The following is a 25,956-nucleotide window of genomic DNA, read 5'->3' as shown; positions in this document are numbered from 1 at the left end:
GCTAACTTACCTGGAAGTCAGTAGGCGGCTACTAGCAGCAATGCTGCTAGTAGCATTAAGTCAGCACGATTATTAGTAAGTAATAAATCGTTGATTGTGTTGTGCTCCGATGCAACATGCTAGGTGATTAGCAGCTTTACTAGTTATAAAGTAATAACTAGTATTTATGTGTTGTTGACGAGATTATAAAGCAGCTGCATCAGCGCTTCAGACTTATTTTAAGGTAATTATCTTTCTGGTTTAGCGTTCTTTAACTCACTATTATCTTACAGCTCAACTGTACGTTTAAACTGCCTCTAGTTTGCACATTTTATGCGGCTGACGTCAAAGTCAACTTAAGTAAAATCTAACATGTGTTATTATTCTGTCAAAGCGTAACAACCTAAACGTGTTTAGTTTTCTCTAAATTGGTCGAGATAGTCTCCTGCTCTCATAATGTCAGCAGCTAGCCTGTTAGTAGTGTTTAGGTTATAGCTAAGGCGCTGGCGCTTACGACAGTAGATGCAGGTTAAGTTTATCGGTTATCTTATGTGTCGTTTGTTAGAATAAATCTTTTTAGAATGAGCAATCACATGTTTTGTATAAATTTTACTAATCTGCTAAGAAAGTGTTAAAAGACTTGCAGCCATTTGATCCAGATCTCTAAAATTAGTTGTTAAAGACACTTCGGTGCGATGTTTGCTATACAGCAGATTTAAACTGTACAGGTTCGTGATCTTTTGATTAGTTGTCTTTTAGAAACCTTGGCGCTTACCTGTAAGCGTGACATGTATTTACTATTCGAGCATATTGAATTGCGCTTGACGGACGGCGATATGCTTCAAATCAGCGGACCCAACGGCAGTGGTAAGACTAGTTTGCTACGCATATTGGCTGGCTTAATGCAGCCTACATCCGGTCAGGTAAGGCTTAACGGCAAGCCACTCAACGAACAGCGCAATGAGCTCTCGCGTAATTTGGTCTGGATTGGTCACGCTGCCGGCATTAAGGATATTCTAACGCCAGAAGAGAATCTGAGCTGGCTCAGCGCCATGCACTACCCAGCCTCCCGTGCAGCTATCTTGCAGGCTCTTACAGATAGCGGTCTTAAAGGTTTTGAAGATGTTCCCTGTCACGCCTTATCTGCTGGACAGCGTCGGCGCGTCGCTTTAGCGCGCTTATATTTGCCTGGCCCGGCGTTGTGGATTCTTGACGAACCATTTACTGCTATCGATAAACAAGGCGTTACCCAGCTTGAAAAGTACTTAGCGCAGCATTGTGAACAGGGCGGGTTAGTGGTACTCACTACCCACCAGGCTTTAGCGTTTATGCCTGTAGGTTATCGTGAGCTGGATCTGGGGTGTAGATTGGCATGAGTGTTTTTGTTATGTTGTTTACCCACGAAGTACGTCTTTTATGTCGTCGTCCAGCTGAATTAGCTAATCCGCTGATATTCTTTACTATCGTCATTGCCTTATTCTCCTTGGCGATCGGCCCAGAGACTAATCTGTTACAAACATTGTCTCCAGGACTGGTATGGGTTGCAGCGCTTTTATCTGTTCTGCTATCGCTAGACGAGCTTTTTCGCAGTGATTTCGAAGATGGCTCCCTGGAACAGTGGGTCCTTTCTTCGCAGCCTTTGCCACTTTTAGTGCTGACCAAAGTACTAGCCAACTGTTCTTTTTCTGGCTTGATGCTAATCATACTTTCACCGTTGTTAGCGACAATGCTAGGCTTACCAGCCGAATGCCTTTCAATATTGCTGCTGTCTCTGTTGCTTGGTATCCCAGTGCTTAGCCTACTGGGGGCAGTCGGCGCAGTATTGACTGTAGGTTTAAAGCGTGGCGGCCTGTTGCTGGCCTTGTTGATTCTACCTTTGTATATCCCAGTCTTGATCTTTGGTAGCGGTGCCTTATGGGCTGCGCTAATAGGTATGCCGGCAACTGGTTACCTCCTGTGGCTTGGAAGTCTTACTGCTATGGCGGTAACCATGACACCATTTGCTATCGCGGCTGGCCTGAAGATCAGAGTCGGCGAATAATAAACTCTGACTAAACGTATAACTTTTAGTCAGTAAGTATCCTAAGCTTCCCATAATGACGTGAAGCCTTCATAATGGAAACAGTAATGAACTGGACTTGGTTTCGTAAGCTCGGCTCACCTAAATTGTTTTATGGTATCAGCAGTCAGCTGTTGCCGTGGTTAAGCGCTGCTGCCGTGCTTTTGATCGGCATAGGCTTAGTCTGGGGTTTAGCTTTCGCGCCATTAGACTATCAGCAAGGCAATAGCTTTCGAATCATTTATATTCATGTGCCAACCGCAATGCTGGCTCAGTCTTGCTATTTGATGCTAGCCGCATGCGGCATTGTCAGCTTAGTATGGAAGATAAAACTAGCAGATGTAGCCCTGCAATGTGCCGCACCGATAGGTGCGTGGATGACAGCCGTAGCGCTTGTTACTGGTGCGATTTGGGGTAAACCTACATGGGGCTCTTGGTGGGTGTGGGATGCGCGCCTTACGTCGATGCTGATTCTGTTGTTTCTGTTTTTTGGTTTGATTGCCTTGGATAACGCTATCAGTAATCGCGATAGCTCAGCTAAGGCTTGCGCGGTGCTTGCTATAGTTGGTGTGATTAATATTCCAATTATTAAATACTCTGTCGAGTGGTGGAACACTCTGCATCAGGGTGCTACTTTTACTTTCACAAAAAAGCCAGCAATGCCATTAGAAATGTGGGCGCCGCTACTACTGGTAGTGCTTGGTTTTTATTGCTTCTTTAGCGCTATGTTGCTGATTCGTATGCGTCTAGAAATTCTAAAGCGTGAGGCACGTACTAGTTGGGTTAATTCTGCAGGGCTGGCTAGCCTGAGAGCACGTCAATGAGTTTTGCTGCTTGTAGTGCTTTTGTAATCATAATATCTAACAGACAAGTATGCCTTAGTAGCTTATAGTCTTTGTTTAGCAAGCGTGACTTTCAAGCGTTATCTGTAACAAGAGGCGCTTCGTTTACGCTGGGAGACTAGCAAGTGAATCCGTTACGTAGAAAGCGTCTATTGATTATCCTGGCCAATCTGGTAGGAGTTAGTATTACCGTGGGGCTTATGATGAGCGCTTTGCGGGAGAATATCAATCTGTTCTACACTCCAACCCAGATCGCTAATGGTGATGCGCCGTTGGGTAAACGTATCCGCGCTGGCGGCATAGTGGAGAAGGGCTCGCTGAAACGTTCCTCTAACTCCCTTGATGTAATCTTCGTAGTTACTGATTTTAATAAAGCTGTCACTATTACTTACAGAGGCGTTCTCCCTGATCTATTCCGTGAAGGTCAAGGCGTTGTTGCCCTGGGTAAATTGAATACTAATGGCGTAGTTATAGCCGATGAAGTGCTAGCTAAACACGATGAGAAATATATGCCGCCTGAGATTAATAAAAACCTGAAGGATAGCGGACCAATTCGTGTCAGTCCCGGTCAAGTCAATGAGAATTAAATCGTGACGATTGTACTGTTTATTCCGGAGATGGGCCAGTTAACGCTAATCTTAGCTCTTTGCTTTGCTATAGTGCAGGCAATAGTGCCATTGCTTGGCGCCTGGCGTGGCGATCATCTATGGATGAGTCTGGCGAAGCCAGCCACCTATGGTCAGTTTGCTTGTTTAGTGTTCGCTTTTAGTTGCTTAGCACATTCCTTTATGACCAATAATTTTTCTGTTGCCTATGTAACTAATAATTCTAATAGCGCGCTACCTTGGTACTATAAATTCAGTGCTTTATGGGGCGCCCATGAAGGTTCTTTATTGCTTTGGGCACTGCTTCTAAGCGGCTGGACCTTTAGCGTATCAATTTTTTCACGTCAATTGCCACAAATTATGCTAGCCAGAGTGCTAGCTGTATTAGGTATGATCAGCATTGGCTTTCTGCTATTTTTAATTATGACCTCCAACCCATTCAGTCGTATCTTGCCGCAGATCCCGGCGGACGGGAATGACCTTAATCCGCTACTGCAAGATATAGGTCTAATCGTTCACCCACCGCTGCTCTATATGGGGTACGTCGGTTTCTCGGTAACTTTCGCCTTTGCTATCGCTGCATTGCTTGGAAGACATCTAGATGTCGCTTGGGCACGTTGGGTGCGGCCGTGGACTATTGTCGCTTGGGCGTTCCTCAGTATTGGTATTACCCTCGGTTCGTGGTGGGCTTACTACGAGCTTGGCTGGGGTGGTTGGTGGTTCTGGGATCCAGTAGAAAATGCTTCGTTTATGCCATGGCTAATAAGTACTGCGCTGATTCACTCGTTAGCCGTTACTGAAAAACGTGGCGTGTTTAAAAGCTGGACTATATTACTGGCTATCTCAACGTTTTTTCTTAGCTTGCTCGGCCTCTTCCTTGTACGTTCGAGCGTGCTGACGTCGGTGCACGCATTTGTATCTGCCCCAGAGCGTGGCGTATTCATTCTAATCTTCCTGCTATTTATGATTGGTGGTTCACTAATTCTGTTTGCGTTGCGTGCACCGGTAGTGAAGAGCCGCATCAGCATCAATCTGTGGTCAAGAGAAATCTTGTTGTTGGGCAATAACCTCGTGTTAGTAGTTGCCGCATTGATGATTTTGCTTGGTACTCTGTACCCGTTAGCTTTAGATGCTTTGAGCGGTGCCAAACTATCCGTTGGTCCGCCGTACTTCAACGCGCTATTTATCCCGCTGATGGGTCTATTGATGGTCATGATGGCGGTTGGTGTGCTAGTACGCTGGAAAGATACTCCAGTGAGGTGGCTAGCCAGTATGCTGATACCGGTGATGTTAGGTAGTGCTATCTTGGCGGTAACCGCTAGTATTGTCTATGGTGTCTTCAACTTGGCAATACTTACGACTTTTCTGTTCGCTGCTTTAGTGCTACTAGCCAGCGTGCGTGATATCTTCGACAAGACCCGTCATAAAGGCTTGTCAACATTGACCTGCAGTTATTGGGGTATGCAGATTGCTCACATCGGTATCGCTATATGTGCTCTTGGTATAGTTTTGTCCAGCCAAAATAGCGCTGAGCGCGATCTGCGGCTAGCGCCAAGCGAGTCTATGGATTTAGCTGGTTACCATTTTATCTTTGAAGGTGCTCAACACTTTACGGGCCCAAACTTTATTTCTGATAAAGGCACGATTCACGTTATGCGTAATGGTAAAAAAGTAGCAGTGCTACACCCAGAAAAACGTCTGTATATCGTGCAGGGGTCTATGATGACCGAAGCTGATATCGATGCTAGTTTTACTCGTGATATTTATGTGGTATTGGGTGAACCGCTAGATGGTGGCGCCTGGGCAGTGCGTGTGCATGTGAAGCCATTTGTGCGCTGGATCTGGTTCGGCGGTTTGCTTATAGGTTGTGGTGGTTTATTAGCTGCATTGGACCGGCGTTATAGGGTAAAGGTCAAGAGGTGTACACATAAAGTGACTGCCATGAAAAGAGTAGCAGCATGAAACGTTGGTTAATGGTGTTACCTCTGGTGGTATTTCTAGTAGTGGTAGCGCTCTTGTGTCGTGGCTTATACCTGGATCAGTCATACTTGCCATCGGCAATAATTGGCAAAAAATTACCAGACTTTAGCCTGAAAACTGTACAGGGTAATCAGACCATTACCCAAACTGACTTGCTGGGTAAACCGGCGCTAGTTAACGTGTGGGCTACTTGGTGTACCTCTTGTCGCGCCGAACACCTGGTTTTGAATAAGCTCGCGGAGAATGGTGTTGTGATTTACGGTATCAACTACAAGGATAATAATGTGGAAGCCCTGAAGTGGCTCACGGAATTCCATGATCCGTATCAACTAGACATCCGTGACGAAGATGGCACTCTCTGTTTGGACTTTGGTGTGTACGGTGCTCCGGAAACTTTTTTTATAGATGCCAAGGGTGTGATCCGCGATAAGTATATCGGTGTGATCAATGAAGTTGTTTGGCGCGAGCAGCTAGTCGCAAAGTATCAATCATTAGTCGATGAGGCTACGCCATGAAGCGTCTATTGGTTTCTGTTGTATGTATGATTAGCGTGGCCCACGCCGCTATTGATACTTATGAATTTGCTAGTGACGCTGCGCGCAAACGCTTTCGTGACTTAACTAAGGAATTGCGTTGTCCTAAATGCCAGAATCAAGACATTGCTGACTCTAACGCGCCGATTGCCGCTGATCTGCGCAAAGAAATTTTCCGCATGCTGGGGGAAGGCAAGAACAACCAACAGATTATTGACTTCATGGTTGACCGCTACGGTAATTTTGTGCGCTATAAACCGCCGCTCAATGGTAAGACTGCGCTACTCTGGTTTGGCCCAGCAGGACTATTGCTAGTTGGTGTAGTAATCATGATAATGATTGTTCGCTATCGTTATGTCATCCCTATCCATAGGCCTGATGCGCTATCTCCAGAAGAACACAAACGTCTCAACCAATTGTTGGATACCAAGATTGATGATTGATTTTTGGCTTGTAGCAGGATTATTGCTCTTGATTGCCATGGGTCTTTTGTTGATCCCAGTGTTACGCGACTACCGTACCCAACACCAAGATGATTGCACTGCACTTAACGTAATTCTTTACCAAGAACGTATAGCTGCACTACAAGCACAGCAAGCCGAAGGTATACTGAATGCTGCACAACTTGACACTAGCCGCATTGAAGCGGTTCGTGAGTTGTTGGTCAATACTGAAGGCATGGCAAATTCTGGCGAATTACGCCTTGGTAAACCACCTTTATTATTGGCTACAGTTTTTGTTCCCGTGCTGAGCTTGAGTCTTTACTTAGGCTTTGGTGCTAGCGACCAAGTTAAATTGACTCGTAAATTATCTCAGCCGCAGTTTTCTATGCATGAGATAATCCATAGTCTAGAGCATGCTGTGGTGGTTAAGCCAGATTTACTGGAAAACCTATACTCGCTTGGTCGTGCCTATATGGCACAGGACCTTTCAGCCGAAGCAGCAAAAATTTTCCAGTGTATGGTGGTCTTAGCTGGTCGCAGGCCGGAACTACTTGCCCAGTGGGCACAGGCACTGTATTTTGCTGATAATAAACAATGGTCACCAAAGGTGCAGGCGTTGACTGATGAAGTCTTAAAGCTTAATCCGAAAGAAGTTATCAGTCTTAGCCTGTTAGGTGTTGCCGCCTTTAAAGACCAGCGTTATCAGGAAGCTATCGACTATTGGAACCGTCTGCTGGTGCAGTTTCCGCTAGAAGATAATTACCGCGTTGCGCTGCAAGTTTGCATCGATCGCGCAACTAAGAAGCTTCAAGGGAAGCAGTAGCGACGTCGTATAAAAAAGTCTTTATGATAGTGCGTGTAGACATAGCGGCTAAAGTGAAAACCAAGGGCTTTGCCTTCAAGCTCGTCTTGATCTTTTTCCGTGCAGTAAATAGAGTGCTCAGCACTGTTTATTAGCGATAGCTAGTTGCGTCACTGACGTTGTCTGCTGTTACCGTGAAGTTGAACGATGCTGACGCAAGAAGAAAATAGTTGAAACTGTTAAACTTGTCTGAAGAGTTATGGTTGACGCGTATATTTTTAGCCAATGCACTGATAACTAGCGCAAAAGATTGGCCGTAGTTAAATTTTGGCCAGCAGTACAACCACTATGTTGTAGCTGAACCATTATTAAATTCAGACAAGTAAATTGAGGAAATACCTATGATCACTTTTATACGTATCATAATACTTGGCCTAGTATTATGGCTGAGCTCTTGTGCTATCCATCAACCTTCTGTGCCTATTAGTCAGACAATTAAATGGTCTAACCATTTAAACCAACCAAGAACTGAATCAACTCACTCAGTGACTCCATCGCCCCAACCACAGCCTAGTTCATCGCCAATCTTTGCCCCACCTCTAAGCCCGGCTAGTCATTGGGATAGCAAGTTGCAGGTTTATGTCTTAGAAGAGCAACCAGATACTTTTTACCGCCAGCGTACCTACTACCGCTGGCGTAATGGCTGGAGCTGCTCCATCAGCCCGAACGGGCCATGGAAAGAAACTAATTTATATGGCGTGCCTCAATGGTTGAGTAAACATTACGCACCATGAAATGGTTATAGCTTAAAAGTCATCTTGTATTTTTTGCAGACTTAATATGCAATTAACTGTGTGAGGTGTGGCGCTTTTTACTATAAAGTTGATCTATATTTAACTTGGTTAACATGCTTCGCTAGCAGGGCAACTTTAACATTTTTTAATTCTTAGGAAAGAGCCTTTGCCATCGAATTTTTAGCCTAAGGTAGTTTGCCAGCTTAACGCTTTTATTACTACTGCTAGATTTATGGTTTAACGTGAAAAGCTGTGCTTAGTTTAACATGGTATATGGGGTAGATTGCTTACTCTAATCGGTTTCAACCGCCCCTAATAACCGTTAACCCCAATCAGGCTAGATCTATATTTTACTCATACAGCTAATCGATCTAGAGTTCTAGGTTCAGTAGATGTATGAATATCCAAAGCTAGTGGCGCGTACAAGGTGTTATCAGCCTTTGACTGGCACGCTAACGTTATGAAACTTTCTGCTTAGCCTACTATACAGAATCATGCACTGCCAGGAACGTCCTCCAAGTACGCCATGTTTTTTAACACTGACAACTGATCTCATACTCAAATATTTAACCGGTACAGAGAATGAATTAGTCTTGATAGCACGCCACTGTATATAACACCAGCATATCGACATAATTGTCTTATATTACTCCTGTATCCTGATTCAGGATAATGATAGATAAGGTTGCTGTTGAGGTGTTGCCAGGCCACTGTAGTATTTTAGAACACTATTCTATGTAGTAGTTAACATTAACTATAGTTATACATAGAAATTTTCTGGCTCCAATATAGAGCTAAGCTTATAGAAGTTCTAACTCACTGTCAACGTAGGCTTTAAATATTCAGCAAGGAAGATAACAAGCTAGCAGGCGAGGATAAACGACGTTAGCCACATAGTCAGAGCAAGCAGTACCTTTATCAAGATTGTATCGATTAATGTCTATCACGCAGTGTAACGATCAAATAGCAATAACTAAAGTACAATTATGGTCGTATTAGTTATAGTTGCTGTGGTTAGGTTAAACAGCGTTATTTATATAAGTTCAGTATACATTATTGCAGGACAAAGTCAAAGGATCTATTTAGTCATAGTACATGATATTTTGGACGTTGTACTAATTTAAAAAAAACTAGCTAGGACCGATCAAGATGGTTGTGTAGCCTAGAAATTTATCGTGTTGCACAACGTGTTTTAGGTTATTAACCTCGCGAGTATCATGCTTAAACCGCCTCACGTCATGATTAGCAGTAGTGGTAACGCTGATTAAACTTGAGTTGTTAGCTGATCAATAGCCCTGGCAAGCTCGTTGTGACTTAAAGCCTGCCTTACTATTTATTTTTGGATGACTCTTACGCTGCTCTTGCATGACGAAGTAATATGTATTGGGTCAAGCAAAGTTAGCGTGACGTCAATGGGGATGGTTGACAGACATATTAAGCTATATAAGCAGCTGATATTATACGTAAATTTAACTGAAACTGTTTAGTAGTAGTGGCGTTAGTCTAGTTAAAATATGGATAGATTAGTTTTTTGTATTTTGGTGCGCTAGCTAGATTAGTTAGCCACGCTAATAGCAGGTGAGCTCATTTGCTACCTTATCAGTGTTTACACACTGAACATGCCTCGGTTACCTACCTTATTATATCACGCATAACTGAATATGACCACACTACATTTATGCAGAAATGAAAACTGTTACGCTAGATATCGTAGGCGTGAGATTAAGGCTTGGACGTCACCAGCTTGATTTACAACACTTATCCAGCAGAGTACAAGTACGGTTGATCAAGCCTGACTCATCAGTATTCGACTTTAGTTGGTTGATATATGCGACTAGTCATTCGAATTATTATCTATCTAGATAGATAACCATGTGCATTATCTGCAAAAATTCTAGATAGTAGCTTGCCTCGAGATAGCTTATGCTGACAGTATAATCACAACAGTGCTCTCTTAGTTACGATGTTAGTAATGTAGGTAACGTTTGTCATTTTAGCGCTACTCTGGAGCAGAGTATTGATATAAGTATCTGCGTCGTTACGACTACATGATTTGCGCCAAGTTTGTAGAATATGAATGTAATATTTTTTTTAGATCTACGGCATAAGTTTCGTCGGATTTGCTGATAAAAGCCACAGCTAGCGCTTCCTGGGTTGTAAATGTCAAGTAAGAAGTTGGCCTACCGATAGTGAGATACTTTGCGATGTATCGCTTATATCACTTGGTACATATTTTCAACTTTTTTATTTGGTGATATTTAGAGTGGAACATTATGAGGTGACGCTTATCACGCATGTATATAGTTCATTCTGGCTAATGAATCTAGTCATCAGTAAGTAATTAACATATTAGGTCTAACGCGGTGGTTGCAATAGCTAGCTCGAGCTGGTCAGCTAAATACAAGCCATCAATAATCTAGTCGACAACGTCTAGTTGTTAGCTTACTTAAAACAGTAGTCTTTGCTAAAGAAGATAGCAAAACACAACAAATGCGGCATAACTACAATGTATATAAAGGATCTGCATTGAAATATTTCATAGGCTTATGCTCACCTAGTCGCTATTTAAGTAACAGCACTGCACTAGTTGACTAAGACCGTATTAATAGTCAATACAATCAGGTAATACTGAGGATTAAAGCAAAAAATACAGCTAGAAAGTCGATTACCAGCAGTACAGATAGATTATCTATTGGAGCAAAAGCGAGCATCTTGCTAAAATTTAATAAGTTTAAATATTGCGACATGATTTATATATGCAGGCTTTAGGTAGAACTTCAAAGGTATGCCGTACATATCATTATAATGGCAATGTGATGTATTTCTTGATTATTTGAGGTCATATATAGATCTTGGAGATCCAGATATAGCCGCGGCAGAATCAATATAGAAGCTCTAAGTGCTCAATCAATCATTACGTTAACGTAATGATTGATGTGTTAAGGTACACGTTGTGCACCATAGATTAGGTTTAACTTAATAATAAATGGATATTGCTATTGCTCAATATACGCCTATGCATGGTAATTTCTAGGAAGCGCTATTAAAGTACGAGACCATTTAGGTGCATTTTGCAACTATAGTAGTTGTAATTGGCTTTACGCTTGTCATGGCTAACAGTACAAAACTAAGTATCAGGTTATGTGGACAGTTGTCCGATAGCATTTTTACTACTTGTATAGTAGTAGAGACAATCAAGCAAAGTTTTGCTATGAAGTTTAATTTCATATCCAGGATATTGGCTAGAATATGATCAGGCGTGACTACCGATAAATTCGACACCATGCTATCCAGCATATCTGTTCACGGATCCACTGTGAGTAACGTGTTAAGAACAGGTATTAAGCAATAGGCTCACACTAACCACTTCAAAGATTCAAAGATAAGTCTAATCGTACTGGAAGGCGTCAAGGGTCAAAATGCAGAAGACCAACAACTTGGACTTCCTAAAAATAAGATTGTTATCACCAGTGCAGGTTTAGATATGATGCTCGCAATAGACGCGACAACTAGGCCTGCAGCTTTAACTATCAGCTATAAAATCGCAAGGTAAGTTTTATTATTTTGTGCTATAGGTTGTTATTTTAATCAGTGCAAGATTAGCGTGAAGCTCTATAGCCCTAAAACTAAGATTTTTTAAAACTTATTCTGTGGCCGTATACAGTAGATATATTCTAATATAAACTTATTCTGTGAGGGTAAAAAACCAATAAACGACAGCATTTGTCTCGCTACTTAAAAAATAGCTACTATTTAAAGTAGCTGGTTAGAAGCAAAAAAAAGATTTACATGGCTTCTTTTAGTTATCATGTCAAAGCTTAATTCCGCTTTGCGTATTATGGGCTGCTTACGATGCTACATGCACTCGGCGTTAACCTCAGTTTCTAGTTTTGATTACTTTAATCACTCTACTTATTTGTCGGGCTGATTAGTCAGTCTTCATCATTGTCGTTCTTTATGTGTGTAAGACTAATTAGTGAGTATTTTACATGAAAAATTTGTTAATAGAGATTAACTGATTAGCGTAGCATACAGACAATCTCTCAATATCTTTGCCAACGTTATGTTGGGAGTGTTTATTAGAGATATCCTGTATATTACTTACTAGGCATTTAATACGTATTAAATTAGTGGCTAATTATTGTGAGCAGTAGCAATGTCACTGGTTTTCGGAACTGCTTAGTAGATTATAATCGAATACTATGTAGGGTAGGCTATGTTTTTATTGGGGATTTTCGCGCTAGCACGTACCTCTAGATATGTTGGCTTAATCTACTCGATTAGTTTTTATGGATTACTTGATTATTTTATTTCTATTTGCTGCTCGTCTGTATACTCTTAACGAGTATACTTTTAGTGGGCGTCGCGTTCTATATTCTCGAGCAAAATCAGATCTATAGTTTTTCTGTTTGTTATACTTTTGACAACAAGAAGATTGCATTTATGGCTATTTTATCGTGATCAATTGCCGTCGGATATAAATGTACAATAATAATATTGTTACTTTATAATGTTATTATGTATTAAATAATTTTTACCAGCGCTATCGTGATAGGCGACTAGTCTGGTTTGGTTAGGAACCATAAAAGCTATCTTTTTTGTATTGTATAAAGCACCCAGTGCTTGTATTGATAATAAATAAAATAACACCATTTTTTTCAAAAAATATTTCTTCAAAATATGCTTTAATAATACACTGGTAATAATAAACAAACAGAGTTTCTAAAAACGGTTTCCATAATATAATGCTTGTTCAGTGCAACTAAGCGGTTAATGACTTACTTGCGGCTTTCTACTTATTGAAGTCACGCGGTTTGTAGCCTGTATACAGTTGATGTGGGCGGCCAATTTTGTACGGGCTAGAGAGCATTTCTTTCCAGTGTGAAATCCAGCCAACAGTACGTGCTAGTGCAAAGATTACGGTGAACATGCTAGTTGGAATACCTATTGCTTTGAAGATGATCCCTGAGTAAAAGTCAACGTTCGGATATAGTGAACGTTCTATAAAGTAAGAGTCGGTTAAGGCTATTTCTTCTAGGCGTATGGCAAGTTCAAGTTGTGGATCATTCTGAATGCCTAATTCCTTTAAAACTTCATCGCAAGTTTTTTTCATAACAGTAGCGCGCGGGTCGCGGTTTTTATAAACTCGATGACCGAAGCCCATTAGTTTAAATAGATCGTTTTTGTCTTTAGCCTTAGCGATAAACTTATCGATGTTTGAAACATGACTAATTTCGTCTAGCATAGTCAATACAGCTTCGTTAGCGCCACCATGGGCAGGGCCCCATAGTGCCGCAATACCTGCTGCAATACAGGCAAATGGATTGGCACCAGAAGAGCCTGTTAGGCGCACGGTAGACGTAGAAGCATTCTGCTCGTGGTCAGCGTGTAAGATAAAAATTTTATCTAGCGCTGCAGCCAGTACCGAACTGATCGGTTTAATTGCGCACGGGGTGTTAAACATCATATGCAGGAAGTTTTCTGTGTACGTTAGGTCGTTGCGCGGGTACATCATAGGTTGACCCATGGAGTACTTATAAACCATTGCAGCTAAAGTCGGTATTTTGGCAACTAGGCGGATTGCAGAGATTTCGCGATGCTGTTGGTTATTGATATCTAAAGAATCGTGATAAAAGGCCGATAGCGCGCTGACAACGCCACACATAATAGCCATTGGGTGGGCATCACGACGGAAGCCGTTGAAGAAGGTTTTTAGCTGCTCATGAACCATAGTATGGTTCTTTACGGCTCCAACAAACTTGGCCTTCTGCTTGTTTGTTGGTAGCTCACCATTTAGTAGCAAGTAGCATGTTTCTAGGTAGTCCGATTTCTCAGCCAGTTGCTCGATTGGGTAGCCCCGGTACAGCAAAATGCCGTGGTCGCCATCAATATAAGTGATCTTGGATTCGCAAGATGCAGTCGACATGAAGCCCGGGTCAAACGTAAAATGGCCAGTAGCCGTAAGGCCTCGTACGTCGATAACATCAGGACCAACGGTGCTAGTTAAAATTGGCAGCTCGACAGGGGCTGCCCCTTCGATAATTAACTGCGCTGTTTTGTCAGCCATGGTGACCCCCTATTATGCTTCAAATCATCAAGCAGGCCCCCACGCAGGACCTACACCACTATTGATTAGATCAATTAAGATGTCAATTTGACTAAAGTTTAGTTTAAGAAGGCTTTAACTATACTTTTTGTCAAATTAACTGCTATGTGAGCTTTTGATGCTGTTAGTAAAATTAGCTACTAGGATATAGAGTATGCGTTGTCATTAGTAACCTATTTGTCTATACTTGGCCGTCGACCATCAAGGGCTTTTGGGCTTGCTTGCATTGGTGGCCGCACTCCTTATGGTAGTGTTTACTTGACCAGTTCGCCTCCCAACAACTTTGTCCTGATTGTCAGGGACTTTTCAGTGTGAAAAAAGCCGTGAATAACCAACGACCTGTAAACTTAGACCTAAGGACCATTAAACTTCCCATCACCGGGGTTACGTCGTTCCTATACCGTATTTCCGGCATCATCCTGTTCCTAGGTTTAGGCATTATGCTGTATGTATTGAGCAGATCACTAGATTCTGAGGGTGGATATGTTGCAGTGAAAGCATGTCTGACTAGTCTGCCGGCTAAATTTATAGCATGGGGTCTAATATCTGCCCTATTGTATCATTTAATAGCTGGTGTTCGCCACTTGATCATGGATATGGGTATCGGTGAGACGCTAGAAGGCGGCCGTCTAGGTTCGAAAATCATAATCGGCATTTCCTTAGTGCTGATTATTTTAGTGGGAGTTTGGATATGGTAACTAGCATTACGAACCTTTCGCGTTCAGGTCTTTATGACTGGATGGCGCAGCGTGCATCTGCAGTCGTTCTCGCAGTGTATTTTATTTTCCTGACTGTATATCTTGTCGCAAACCCGGGAATTGGATATGAACAGTGGCACGGCCTGTTTTCTCATAATTCGATGCGTATTTTTAGTCTGCTAGCACTTGTAGCCCTGAGCGCTCACGCCTGGATTGGTATGTGGACTATCGCTACCGACTACCTGACGCCAATGGCGCTAGGTAAACACGCTACTGCGATACGTTTCCTTTTCCAGGCAGTATGCGGTTTCGCGATGTTTGCTTACTTCGTCTGTGGTGTACAGATTCTTTGGGGTATCTGATTTATGGCCACCATTCCAACTCTTTCTTTCGCCGCTGTCATTATTGGTGGTGGTGGTGCTGGCATGTGCACCTCTTTGCAACTAGCTAGGGGTAGTCATAAGATTGCCGTGATCACCAAAGTATTCCCGACGCGTTCCCACACCGTATCAGCACAGGGTGGCATTACTTGCGCCATTGCGTCTGCCGACCCAAACGATGATTGGCGCTGGCATATGTATGATACCGTTAAGGGTTCCGATTATATCGGTGACCAGGATGCTATCGAGTATATGTGTCAAGAAGGCCCAGCCACAGTATTCGAATTAGATCATATGGGTCTACCATTTTCGCGTACCGAAGAAGGTCGCATCTATCAGCGTCCATTTGGTGGTCAGTCGAAGAATTACGGCCAAGGTGGCCAGGCTGCCCGTACCTGCGCTGCGTCAGACCGTACTGGTCATGCATTGCTGCATACCCTTTATCAAGCCAACCTAAAAGCTGGTACTACGTTTTTGAACGAGTACTATGCAGTAGATCTAGTCAAGAACGACAATGGTGTGTTCGTTGGTGTAATTGCTATTTGTATTGAAAATGGCGAAATTACTTATATCCGCGCCCATGCTACTGTTCTAGCAACTGGTGGTGCCGGGCGTATCTACGCGTCTACTACTAATGCTTTGATTAATACTGGTGACGGTATTGGTATGGCTCTTCGTGCAGGTGTTCCGGTACAAGATATTGAAATGTGGCAGTTCCACCCGACTGGTATCGCTGGCGCTGGTGTGCTAGTTACTGAAGGTTGCCGTGGTGAAGGTGGTTATCTCATTAACAAATATGGCGAGCGCTTCATGGAGCGTTATGCCCCAAATGCCAAAGACCTTGCTAGTCGTGACGTTGTTGCCCGTTCAATGGTTAAGGAGATTATTGCTGGCAACGGCTGTGGCCCTAACGGCGATTATGTACTACTTAAGTTAGATCATCTTGGTGATGGGGTCCTGCGTAGTCGACTGCCAGGTATCTGTGAGCTTTCTAAAACCTTTGCTCATGTTGATATTATGGTCGCTCCGGTTCCAGTTGTTCCTACTTGTCACTATATGATGGGCGGTATACCAACAAATATTTATGGTCAGGTGATCACTCAGAATGCCGAAGGCATGGATGAAATCATCCATGGCCTGTTCGCTGTAGGTGAAGTTGCGTGCGTATCGGTACACGGTGCAAACCGTCTAGGCGGCAATTCTCTACTCGATCTAGTCGTATTTGGTCGTTCTGCTGGCTTGTACTTGAAAAAAGTCCTCACTGACAGCATCGAATACGATGCCGCTACCAATGCTAATATCGAAGTTGCCCTAGCACGCTTAAACGCTCTAAACGCGCGTGTTGATGGCGAAGACGTGGCCACCCTGCGTCGTGAGTTACAAAACAGTATGCAGAATTATTTTGGTGTATTCCGTACTGGCGAATATATGCAGAAAGGCATCGTTAAGCTAGATAACTTACGTAAGCGTATAACTAATGTTAAAATCAATGATAAAAGTCAGGCGTTCAATACTGCTCGAATTGAAGCCCTTGAGTTGCAAAATTTGTTAGAAGTAGCTGAAGCTACTGCTATCGCCGCAGAGGTTCGCAAAGAATCTCGTGGCGCTCATGCTCGTGAAGATTTTAAAGATCGAGACGATGAGAACTGGTTATGCCACACCCTGTACTTCTCGAGTAATAAGCGCGTAACCAAGCGTGCAGTGAACGTCTCACCTAAAACAGTTCCGATGTTTAAACCGAAGGTTAGGACTTACTAATGGTGACCTCTATGTTGTCAGTTAGTGTGTATCGCTACAACCCTGATCAGGAGTCTGCGCCGTTTATGCAGGAATTCCAGGTCGATACCTGTGGTAAAGATCTGATGGTGCTAGATGTGTTGGCGTTCATAAAAGAGCAAGATGAGAGCTTCTCATATCGCCGTTCTTGTCGTGAGGGTGTTTGTGGCTCAGACGGCATGAATATTAATGGTAAAAACGGCCTGGCATGTATCATGCCGCTTTCCACTGTTGTGAAAAGAAACAAGTTAATTTTGCGTCCTTTGCCTAGTTTACCGGTTATCCGTGATCTGGTTGTTGATATGAGCATCTTTTACAAGCAATACGAAAAAGTTAAGCCGTTCCTGCAGAATGACACACCAACTCCGGCTATTGAACGCCTGCAATTACCTGAAGAGCGTAAAAAGCTCGACGGTTTATACGAATGCATTCTATGCGCTTGCTGCTCTACCTCGTGCCCATCATTTTGGTGGAACCCAGACAAATTTTTGGGTCCAGCAGCCCTACTACAAAGCTACCGCTTCCTGGCAGACAGTCGTGACACTAAGACTTCTGAGCGTTTGGCATCACTTGATGACCCGTTTAGCGTATTTCGCTGCCGCGGGATCATGAACTGTGTTCATGTTTGTCCTAAAGGCCTAAACCCAACTAAGGCCATTGGCCAAATCCGTAATATGTTGTTGCAAAGCGGCGTGTAAGCTACATTGCTGTGTTTATAAATGCTACGGTGCAGACTTCAACCGGCGCCATAGTTTTAACTTGAGCGGCGATCTAGAAAGCCGCTGCTCTTATTTTTAAATAAATTAGATAAGCGGGGGCATTTGGATTAATATCCAAACTATTGGCTTGGATTATAAATTGCTTGTTATGGTTGCTGTATTGACCTTTTGCAAGTAGACTTCGTATCTCTGTCGATAGTGCTTCCTCCCCTAAATTGAGGGTGACTAAGCATGCAAGAAAGCGTAATGCAGCGCATGTGGAACAGCAGCTATCTTTCAGGTGATAACGCTGCTTATGTAGAAGAGCTTTATGAGCTTTTTTTGTATGACCATAACACTGTTCCAGAAGCATGGCGCACTAAATTTCAGACATGGTCTTCAGACGGCAACGCTGCTATCGATATATCGCACGCAACAATTCGCGACCAGTTTGCGCTGCTAGCAAAGAACTTGCGCTGCACCCAGCTGGCTGTCGCTGGTGGCGTGACAAGCGATTATGAGAAAAAACAATTCGAAGTATTGCGATTGATTCAGGCATATAGGATGCATGGCCACCAGGCCGCTCAGCTTGATCCGTTGGGTCTCTGGAAGCGTTCTACACCTGTAGAACTATCAATTAATTATTATGGATTGACAAACATTGATCTTGATACGGTTTTCCGCACAGGTGATTTGTTAATCGGCAAAGAAGAAGCGAGTCTACGCGAAATTTATGAAGCATTGCAGCAGACTTACTGCCGCACTATCGGTGCTGAGTTCACGCATATTAATGATTCTGAGCAGCGCTACTGGTTCCAGCATCGTCTGGAAGCTGCGCGCGGCCGTCCAGTATTGTCCACCGAGGTACGTAGCCATTTACTGGAGTGTGTGACCGCTGCTGAAGGCCTTGAAAAATACCTTGGTACTAAATATCCGGGTACTAAGCGTTTCAGCCTGGAAGGCAGTGAAAGTTTGATTCTAATTCTCGATGAATTGATTCAGTATTCTGGTGCCCATGGTACTCAAGAAATTGTGATTGGCATGGCTCATCGTGGTCGCCTCAATGTGTTAGTGAATATATTCGGTAAGAACCCACGTGAGTTGTTTGACGAGTTTGAAGGCAAAAACACGGCTGAGATAGGTTCCGGTGACGTTAAATATCACCAGGGTTTTTCATCTAACGTTATGACTACAGGAGGTGAAGTTCACCTGGCTATGGCCTTCAATCCATCCCATTTAGAAATTGTGTCTCCAGTAATCGAAGGCTCGGTGCGTGCCCGTCAGGATCGTCGTAATGATTCTACTGGTGAAAAGGTTTTACCGATTTCCATTCATGGTGATGCCGCATTTTCTGGTCAAGGTGTAGTTCTAGAAACACTTCAGATGTCGCAAACTCGTGGCTTTAAGACCGGCGGTACAGTTCATATTGTCATCAATAACCAAGTAGGCTTCACTGTCAGTAATCCGCTGGATGCACGCTCTACCGAGTACGCGACTGATGTTGCTAAGATGATACAGGCATCTATTCTTCATGTAAATGGTGATGATCCGGAAGCCGTGCTGTTCGTGACCCAGCTCGCTATCAATTACCGTATACAGTTTAAGCGTGACGTTGTCATCGACTTAGTTTGCTACCGTCGGCGTGGTCACAATGAGGTAGATGAGCCTAGCGGTACTCAGCCGTTGATGTATCAGAAAATATTTAATCAGCGCACTACTCGTGAGCTGTACGCTGATAGCCTGATCAAGTCTGGTGTAATTGATAATGCGTGTGTGCAGGCAAAAGTCGATGAATACCGTAACGCGTTAGATGACGGTCTGCATGTAGTTAAAGGATTAGTTAAAGAGCCAAATAAAGATCTATTTGTAGATTGGCGCCCGTACCTAGGTCATGCCTGGACTGTGCGTCACAACACTTCGTTTGATCTGAAAATCTTACAGGAACTATCTACTAAACTGCTAAACATTCCAAAAGGTTTTGCAGTGCAGCGTCAAGTCGCAAAGATCTATGAAGACCGTCAGAAGATGCAAGCAGGTAGCCTACCAATCAACTGGGGTTATGCGGAAATTATGGCATACGCGACCTTGGCGTTTGAAGGTTACGAGATTCGCATGACTGGCCAAGACATCGGGCGTGGTACGTTCTCACACCGTCATGCGGTACTGCATAATCAGATAGACGCCACTACTTATACACCTCTGCAGCACCTTTATGATGGGCAACCACGTTTTAACCTATATGATTCGTTTCTGTCAGAAGAAGCAGTATTAGCGTTCGAATACGGTTACTCTACTACCGCGCCTAATGCGCTGGTAATCTGGGAGGCCCAGTTCGGTGATTTCGCTAACGGTGCTCAAGTTGTTATCGATCAGTTTATTACCAGTGGTGAGCATAAATGGGGTCGTCTGTGCGGTCTAACTATGCTGTTGCCTCACGGTTATGAAGGTCAGGGTCCAGAGCATTCCTCAGCCCGTTTAGAGCGTTACCTGCAGCTATGCGCTGAGCATAATATTCAAGTATGTATACCAACCACGCCAGCCCAGATCTACCACTTGTTGCGCCGCCAGATGATCCGTCCTCTGCGTAAGCCATTAGTAGTGTTGACACCGAAATCATTATTGCGTCATAAATTAGCCATTTCAACTCTAGAAGATCTATCTAACGGTTCGTTTCAGGTTGTTATTCCAGAAAACGACACCATGGACGTAGCCAAGGTAACTCGTCTAATTTTGTGTAGCGGTAAGGTTTACTACGATTTACTGGAAAAACGTCGTGCTGAAGGCCGCGAAGATATTGCTATTGTGCGTATCGAGCAGCTTTACCCGTTCCCGGAAGACGATTTAATGGAAGTCAGTGCGTCTTACACTAATCTAGTTAATGCAGTATGGTGCCAGGAAGAGCCGATGAACCAGGGCGCATGGTACAGTAGCCAGCATTACTTGCGTCGCAGTATTGGTAACCACAAAACTGGCCTTGGCCTTGAGTATGCCGGTCGTGATGCCTCTGCTGCACCTGCATGTGGCTATATGTCAATGCACGCTGAGCAGCAGGAAAAACTACTGCAAGATGCCTTTACTGTTTCATGCCTTCGCTCTGACTGAAATTAAATTTTAAGGATTAACAGATAATGGCTATCGAAATTAATGCCCCTTTATTCCCGGAATCGGTTGCTGATGGCACCGTTGCTACCTGGCATAAAAAACTAGGCGATACTGTAAAGCGTGATGACTTAATAGTTGACATCGAGACCGATAAAGTCGTTCTAGAGGTATTGGCTGAAGCTGATGGTATATTGGCTGCGATATTTGTTGAAGAGAACGCTACCGTTTTGTCGAACCAGGTTTTGGGTTCAATCGAAACTGGCAGTGCTGTACCTGTTGCTGATATTGTTCCAGTTACTGATAGTGAGGGTTTAATTGCTGCTCCTGCTGCGCGTCAACTAGCTGAAGAAAACGGTATAAAGCTATCTTCTATTGAAGGCACGGGCAAAGGTGGTCGTGTAACCAAAGAGGACGTAGTTGCTGTTGTTAAAACTAAGAGCAATGCTCTGGCTGCCGCTATGCCTGTATTTGCTGTTGGTCAGCGTACTGAGAGGCGTGTGCCTATGACTCGCATACGCGCTACAGTAGCTAAGCGTCTGATAGAGGCGCAGTCTAATATGGCGATGCTGACTACTTTTAACGAAGTTGATATGACCTCAGTGATAACCTTACGTTCCAAATACAAGGATCTATTTATCAAATCCCATAATGGTGTACGTCTAGGCTTTATGTCGTTCTTCGTCAAAGCAGCCACCGTAGCATTGCAACGCTTTTCGGTAATGAACGCCTTTATTGATGGTAATGATATCGTTTACCATGGCTATGTAGACGTTGGTGTTGCTGTGTCTAACGACCGCGGTTTAGTGGTACCGGTTCTGCGTAACGCTGAGTTGATGAGTTTGGCTGAAATTGAAAGTAGTATTGCTGGTCTTGGCAAAAAAGCTCGTAATGGTACACTAACTATCGATGAAATAACTGGTGGCACTTTTACTATCACTAATGGCGGTATATTCGGCTCAATGATGTCTACCCCGATCATTAACCCACCACAAGCTGCAATCCTTGGTATGCATACCATCATTCAGAGGCCAATAGCTATCAACAGTCAAGTTTTAATCCGTCCAATGATGTATCTAGCGCTGTCTTATGATCACCGCCTCATCGATGGTAAGGACGCTGTGACTTTCCTGGTTCTCATAAAGAATCTTTTGGAAGACCCGGCTCGTTTATTACTCGATATCTGATCAAAGCAGTCGCAAATTTTAAGCGACTAGGCTGTTGGGTAAGGTATCCAGATTCTTGGCTTTTTGGCTTGTAAAAGTTTGCCGCTAATATAAAGGAACGATTGTTTATGTCGCAAAAAATTGACGTTGTAGTGATTGGTGCGGGTCCTGGGGGATATGTTGCCGCGATTAAAGCTGCGCAGTTAGGCCTCTCGACTGTTTGTATCGAAAAATATACTAATGAGGAAGGGAGGTTGGCTTTGGGTGGTACGTGCCTAAACGTTGGTTGTATTCCTTCTAAGGCGCTATTGGACAGTTCCCGGAAATTCTATGAAGCCAGAGATTCTTTTGCGATCCATGGTATCAGCCATACTTCTATAGCTATAGATGTGCCGGCAATGGTTGGCCGTAAAGCTAATATCATTAAGAGTTTAACTTTTGGCGTTACAGCCTTATTCAAGGCTAACGGCGTAGTTTCCATTCAAGGCCACGGCAAACTAATATCAGGTAAAAAAGTTGAAATTACAAAGCCGGATGGCTCAGTCAAAGTTATCGAAGCTGATAATATAGTCTTAGCTCCAGGGTCACGCCCAATCAGCATTCCGCTAGCTATAATTGATCACAACGTGATTGTTGATTCGACTGACGCTCTAGAATTCCAGACTATTCCTAAGCGTCTTGGCGTGCTCGGCGCTGGCGCGATCGGCCTAGAGCTGGGTTCTGTATGGTGCCGCCTAGGTGCTAGAGTTACCATTCTAGAGGCCATGGATACGTTCTTGATGACAGCTGACGCCGCAGTTTCTCAAGAAGCCTATAAAGCTTTAACTGAACAAGGTCTGGATATTAGGCTTGGTGCTCGTGTGGTTAGTTTAACGGTTAACGATAAAGAGGTTATTGTGACCTATACTGATCAGGAAGGCAAACAGACTATAATTTTTGACAAGCTGATAGTCGCTGTAGGTCGTAGTCCGATGACTATCGATCTGCTGGCTTCAGATAGCGGCGTTAACATTGACGATCGTGGTTTTATTCAAGTTGACGATTATTGTGCTACTACTGTGCCTGGTGTATACGCTATAGGTGACGTTGTTCGTGGTATGATGCTGGCGCATAAGGCTTCTGAAGAGGGGATTATGGTTGTAGAGCGCATCAAAGGTCATAAAACTAAAATAAATTACGATTTGATTCCATCGATTATCTATACCCACCCGGAAATTGCATGGGTTGGCAAAAACGAACAGCAATTGAAAGCTAAAGGCGCTAAAGTGAACGTAGGTATTTTCCCGTTTATTGCTTCTGGTCGTGCCATAGCAGCCAATGATACTCATGGTTTTGTAAAGGTTATTGCTGATGTCAAGACTGACCGCGTATTAGGTGTCCACGTAATTGGCTCAAGCGCTGCAGAGTTGGTTCAACAAGGTGCGATTGGTATGGAATTCGGTACTAGTGCTGAAGACTTGAGTAAAATAGTCTTCCCTCATCCCACCCTGTCTGAAGCATTACATGAAGCAGCGTTAGCAGTGAATGGTGGCGCAATTCATATTGCTAACCGAAATAAGCTCCAAGCGAAATAATAAAAAATATGATAGAGAGTTACATGCTGTAATTCTTACGCAGACAACTTATAGCAGAATAACTGCTGGACTTAGCTTCTTTACGCAGCTTGACGGACATCTTAACTTTATAAGTTAAGCTAATCAGCAATCACAGGTGGCATCGCATTTGTAATGATTGCAATACTTAATACGCAACACCTAACAAAGACGGTAAAAGCATGCATATTCACGAGTATCAGGGTAAGCAGCTATTGGCTGAATACGGTTTGCCTGTTTCCAAGGGCTACGTAGTAGATACCACCGAAGCAGCAGTAAAAGCTTGCGAAAAACTTGGCGGAAATAAGTGGGTTGTTAAAGTCCAAGTTCATGCCGGTGGTCGTGGTAAAGCTGGTGGCGTTAAAGTGATTCACAGTAAAGAAGATGCTCAGGCGTTCGCGCAGCATTGGCTGGGCAAACGTCTAGTGACTCACCAGACTGATACCACTGGTCAACCAGTAACTAAGATCTTAGTTGAATCGTGCACTGATATTGCTAAAGAGCTATATCTAAGTGTTGTCGTTGACCGTTCAAGCCGTCGCATCGTTTTTATGGCTTCTACAGAAGGTGGCGTAGATATAGAGAAGATTGCCCACGAAACCCCAGAAAAAATTCTGAAAGCAACTATTAATCCACTAGTTGGAGCTCAGCTATTTCAGGGCCGTGAGCTTGCCTTTCAGCTGGGCTTAGAAGGCAAGCAAGTTGTCCAGTTTGCCGAGAATTTTATTAATCTGGTTACACTGTTTCTAGATTACGATCTAGCTCTGCTAGAAGTAAACCCGTTAGTGATTAATGCTGATGGCGATCTGCATTGCCTAGATGCTAAGATAGATATCGACTCTAACGCCATGTATCGCCAGCCCAAATTAAAAACCTTTCATGATCCTTCACAAGATGATCCGCGTGAAATGCACGCTGCCAGGTTCGAATTAAACTATATAGCTCTAGAAGGTAACATTGGTTGTATGGTCAATGGTGCTGGACTGGCTATGGGTACGATGGACATCGTTAAACTGTATGGTGGCAAGCCAGCTAACTTCCTTGACGTAGGCGGTAGTGCAACTAAAGAACGCGTTACCGAAGCTTTTAAGATTATCCTTTCCGACTGTCACGTAACAGCAGTATTAGTGAACATCTTTGGAGGTATTGTTCGTTGTGACATGATTGCAGAAGGCATTATCAATGCAGTAAAAGAAGTAGGCATTAAAATTCCAGTTGTTGTTCGTCTAGAAGGTAATAACTCTAAACTAGGTGCTGACACATTGAAAAAAAGCGGTTTAAATATCATTGTAGCTACCAGCCTAATTAACGCCGCTCAACAAGTTATCAAGGTTACAGAGGGCAAATAATGAGCGTTCTGATAAATAAAGATACCAAAGTGATCTGCCAGGGTATTACCGGTGCGCAAGGTAGTTTTCATACTCAGCAAGCCATCGAATACGGTACTAAGATGGTTGGCGGCGTAAGTCCCAGTAAAGGCGGCACTAAACACTTAAACCTGCCAGTATTCAATACTGTAAAAGACGCTGTCGCTATTACAGGCGCTACCGCTAGCGTGATCTATGTTCCAGCTCCATTCTGTAAGGACGCAATACTTGAAGCGGCATTTGGCGGTATTAAACTAATTGTGTGCATTACTGAAGGTATTCCTACCCTAGATATGCTGACCGTTACAGTTATATGTGACGAGCTTAATGTAGTTTTGATTGGTCCTAATTGCCCAGGGGTGATCACTCCTGGCGAGTGTAAGATTGGCATTATGCCAGGTCACATTCATTTACCAGGTAAGGTTGGTATTGTTTCTCGTTCTGGCACCCTGACCTACGAAGCTGTTAAGCAAACTACTGACGCTGGTTTTGGTCAGTCTACTTGCGTCGGTATTGGTGGTGACTCTATTCTAGGCTCAACTTTCATCGATATCCTGAAGCTGTTCCAGGGGGACTCGAAGACTGAAGCAATCGTAATGATTGGTGAGATTGGTGGTTCGGCTGAAGAAGAAGCAGCTACTTATATTAAGAGAAGCGTGACTAAGCCGGTTGTTGCTTATATTGCTGGTGTAACTGCCCCTGCAGGTAGGCGTATGGGCCATGCTGGCGCAATTATCTATGGCGGTGAAGGCACTGCGGATAAAAAATTTGTTGTGCTGCAAGATGCAGGGGTTAAAATCGTGCGTTCTTTAGCAGCTATTGGTATAGCTTTAGCTGACCTAATTAGATAAACTATCAATTCAGTCTAGTTTTTTAAGATGAAGCCTTAACCACACAAAAGATATATAAGATAGCTTTTGTGTGGTTAAGTGAACTTGCTGTAGAATATACTCAGTTTAATGTAAAAGCTTGCGTTGCAAGCAACGCGTATAGCTCTGGTAAATAGAGCTATACGCGCTCCTATGTTGTCGCTGATA

The 25,956-nt window shown here is 43.4% G+C and carries 18 protein-coding genes and 1 pseudogene; 18 read left to right on the top strand and 1 reads right to left on the bottom strand.

Features of this window, described 5'->3' with window-relative positions; translation table 11 throughout:
* Positions 1-719 precede the first annotated feature (719 nt).
* The 9 genes and pseudogenes from ccmA (at position 720) to C3B55_RS02950 (ending at position 8,037) form a co-directional block, all read left to right on the top strand.
* The gene (gene ccmA, locus C3B55_RS02990) at positions 720-1,355 is read left to right on the top strand and encodes a cytochrome c biogenesis heme-transporting ATPase CcmA (protein ID WP_129211335.1); all 636 of its coding nucleotides are present in this window, start codon (positions 720-722) and stop codon (positions 1,353-1,355) included.
* Positions 1,352-2,020, top strand: coding sequence for a heme exporter protein CcmB (ccmB, locus tag C3B55_RS02985; RefSeq protein WP_129211333.1), 669 nt, complete (start codon positions 1,352-1,354; stop codon positions 2,018-2,020). The genes ccmA and ccmB overlap by 4 nt, the downstream gene beginning before the upstream one ends.
* A gap of 86 nt (positions 2,021-2,106) precedes the next feature.
* On the top strand, positions 2,107-2,862 hold the full coding sequence (locus tag C3B55_RS02980) for a heme ABC transporter permease (protein ID WP_129211331.1): 756 nt from the start codon (positions 2,107-2,109) through the stop codon (positions 2,860-2,862).
* A 143-nt stretch (positions 2,863-3,005) separates the two neighbouring features.
* Entirely contained in the window at positions 3,006-3,467 is a 462-nt protein-coding gene (gene ccmE, locus C3B55_RS02975) for a cytochrome c maturation protein CcmE (protein ID WP_129211329.1), read from the top strand.
* Between the two features lie 3 nt (positions 3,468-3,470).
* Positions 3,471-5,447 carry a heme lyase CcmF/NrfE family subunit gene (locus tag C3B55_RS02970; RefSeq protein WP_129211327.1) on the top strand — a complete coding sequence of 659 codons (1,977 nt, stop codon included), beginning with the start codon at positions 3,471-3,473 and terminating at the stop codon, positions 5,445-5,447.
* Positions 5,444-5,980 (top strand): DsbE family thiol:disulfide interchange protein, encoded by a 537-nt coding sequence (locus tag C3B55_RS02965; RefSeq protein WP_129211325.1) that lies wholly within the window; start codon positions 5,444-5,446, stop codon positions 5,978-5,980. The genes C3B55_RS02970 and C3B55_RS02965 overlap by 4 nt, the downstream gene beginning before the upstream one ends.
* Positions 5,977-6,441, top strand: coding sequence for a cytochrome c-type biogenesis protein (locus C3B55_RS02960; RefSeq protein ID WP_129211323.1), 465 nt, complete (start codon positions 5,977-5,979; stop codon positions 6,439-6,441). The genes C3B55_RS02965 and C3B55_RS02960 overlap by 4 nt, the downstream gene beginning before the upstream one ends.
* Positions 6,434-7,374 (top strand): annotated as a pseudogene (gene ccmI, locus C3B55_RS02955) (c-type cytochrome biogenesis protein CcmI); the annotation flags it as partial. The gene C3B55_RS02960 and the pseudogene ccmI, both read left to right, overlap by 8 nt.
* A gap of 270 nt (positions 7,375-7,644) precedes the next feature.
* Positions 7,645-8,037: a hypothetical protein gene (locus tag C3B55_RS02950; protein ID WP_129211322.1), complete on the top strand. Its 393-nt coding sequence runs from the start codon at positions 7,645-7,647 to the stop codon at positions 8,035-8,037.
* Between the two features lie 4,792 nt (positions 8,038-12,829).
* Here C3B55_RS02950 and gltA read toward each other — a convergent pair.
* A complete protein-coding gene (gene gltA, locus C3B55_RS02945; protein ID WP_129211320.1) occupies positions 12,830-14,104 on the bottom strand; it encodes a citrate synthase in 1,275 nt (424 codons plus the stop codon).
* A gap of 362 nt (positions 14,105-14,466) precedes the next feature.
* Here gltA and sdhC point away from each other — a divergent pair, with 362 nt between their 5' ends.
* From sdhC to sucD, 9 genes are all read left to right on the top strand, one after another.
* Complete coding sequence (gene sdhC, locus C3B55_RS02940) at positions 14,467-14,841, top strand: succinate dehydrogenase, cytochrome b556 subunit (protein ID WP_129211907.1); 375 nt, start codon at positions 14,467-14,469, stop codon at positions 14,839-14,841.
* Positions 14,835-15,203: a succinate dehydrogenase, hydrophobic membrane anchor protein gene (gene sdhD / locus C3B55_RS02935; RefSeq protein WP_129211318.1), complete on the top strand. Its 369-nt coding sequence runs from the start codon at positions 14,835-14,837 to the stop codon at positions 15,201-15,203. The genes sdhC and sdhD overlap by 7 nt, the downstream gene beginning before the upstream one ends.
* A 3-nt stretch (positions 15,204-15,206) precedes the next feature.
* The gene (gene sdhA / locus C3B55_RS02930; protein WP_129211316.1) at positions 15,207-16,979 is read left to right on the top strand and encodes a succinate dehydrogenase flavoprotein subunit; all 1,773 of its coding nucleotides are present in this window, start codon (positions 15,207-15,209) and stop codon (positions 16,977-16,979) included.
* Positions 16,980-16,990: 11 nt separating this feature from the next.
* On the top strand, positions 16,991-17,695 hold the full coding sequence (locus C3B55_RS02925) for a succinate dehydrogenase iron-sulfur subunit (protein WP_129211905.1): 705 nt from the start codon (positions 16,991-16,993) through the stop codon (positions 17,693-17,695).
* 252 nt (positions 17,696-17,947) lie between these two features.
* The gene (locus C3B55_RS02920; RefSeq protein ID WP_129211314.1) at positions 17,948-20,797 is read left to right on the top strand and encodes a 2-oxoglutarate dehydrogenase E1 component; all 2,850 of its coding nucleotides are present in this window, start codon (positions 17,948-17,950) and stop codon (positions 20,795-20,797) included.
* A gap of 26 nt (positions 20,798-20,823) precedes the next feature.
* Positions 20,824-21,981: a dihydrolipoyllysine-residue succinyltransferase gene (sucB, locus tag C3B55_RS02915; RefSeq protein ID WP_129211312.1), complete on the top strand. Its 1,158-nt coding sequence runs from the start codon at positions 20,824-20,826 to the stop codon at positions 21,979-21,981.
* 107 nt (positions 21,982-22,088) lie between these two features.
* The gene (gene lpdA / locus C3B55_RS02910) at positions 22,089-23,534 is read left to right on the top strand and encodes a dihydrolipoyl dehydrogenase (protein WP_129211310.1); all 1,446 of its coding nucleotides are present in this window, start codon (positions 22,089-22,091) and stop codon (positions 23,532-23,534) included.
* Positions 23,535-23,734: 200 nt separating this feature from the next.
* Positions 23,735-24,901 (top strand): ADP-forming succinate--CoA ligase subunit beta, encoded by a 1,167-nt coding sequence (gene sucC, locus C3B55_RS02905; RefSeq protein WP_129211308.1) that lies wholly within the window; start codon positions 23,735-23,737, stop codon positions 24,899-24,901.
* Complete coding sequence (sucD, locus tag C3B55_RS02900; protein WP_129211306.1) at positions 24,901-25,770, top strand: succinate--CoA ligase subunit alpha; 870 nt, start codon at positions 24,901-24,903, stop codon at positions 25,768-25,770. Before sucC ends, sucD begins: the two co-directional genes overlap by 1 nt.
* Positions 25,771-25,956 lie beyond the last annotated feature (186 nt).

Origin of the sequence: Candidatus Pseudomonas adelgestsugas (genome assembly GCF_004124255.1) — a bacterium.
GTDB classification, from domain to species: domain Bacteria; phylum Pseudomonadota; class Gammaproteobacteria; order Pseudomonadales; family Pseudomonadaceae; genus Aquipseudomonas; species Aquipseudomonas adelgestsugas.
Note: the sequence above shows the minus strand (reverse complement) of the source record. Positions and strands in the feature narration are given on the sequence as shown.